The sequence below is a fragment of the Gardnerella coleohominis genome (genome assembly GCF_002896555.1).
GTDB lineage: Bacteria > Actinomycetota > Actinomycetes > Actinomycetales > Bifidobacteriaceae > Bifidobacterium > Bifidobacterium vaginale_F.
This window is the reverse complement of sequence record NZ_MNLH01000033.1, coordinates 1-434: the sequence shown is the minus strand read 5'-3', so window position 1 is coordinate 434 and position 434 is coordinate 1. Positions and strand designations below refer to the sequence as shown.

Below are 434 nucleotides of genomic sequence, written 5' to 3'. Positions count from 1 at the left end.
GGGGGGGGGGGGGGGGGGGGGGGGGGGGGGGGGGGGGGGGGGGGGGGGGGGGGGGGGGGGGGGGGGGGGGGGGGGGGGGGGGGGGGGGGGGGGGGGGGGGGGGGGGGGGGGGGGGGGGGGGGGGGGGGGGGGGGGGGGGGGGGGGGGGGGGGGGGGGGGGGGGGGGGGGGGGGGGGGGGGGGGGGGGGGGGGGGGGGGGGGGGGGGGGGGGGGGGGGGGGGGGGGGGGGGGGGGGGGGGGGGGGGGGGGAGTATGAGCAGTAAAAATGGACGACGKAASMSYWGAGTGGMTTAGWMGKAGAAGCAGAAGCAGCAGCGGCAGCCTTGGTATCAAGCTTTGCACCAGCTGGAGCAGCAGCAGAAGCACCCTTCTTGCCGGCTTCCTTCTTAGCTTCGCCCTTCTTAGCTTCCTTCTGGCCCTTCTTAGCAGCAGCC

The 434-nt window shown here is 80.9% G+C and carries 1 protein-coding gene; it reads right to left on the bottom strand.

The window, feature by feature from the left end:
• The coding region (locus BFS05_RS07230) for a hypothetical protein (RefSeq protein WP_219726420.1) at nucleotides 1–434 on the bottom strand (434 nt) is incomplete at both ends.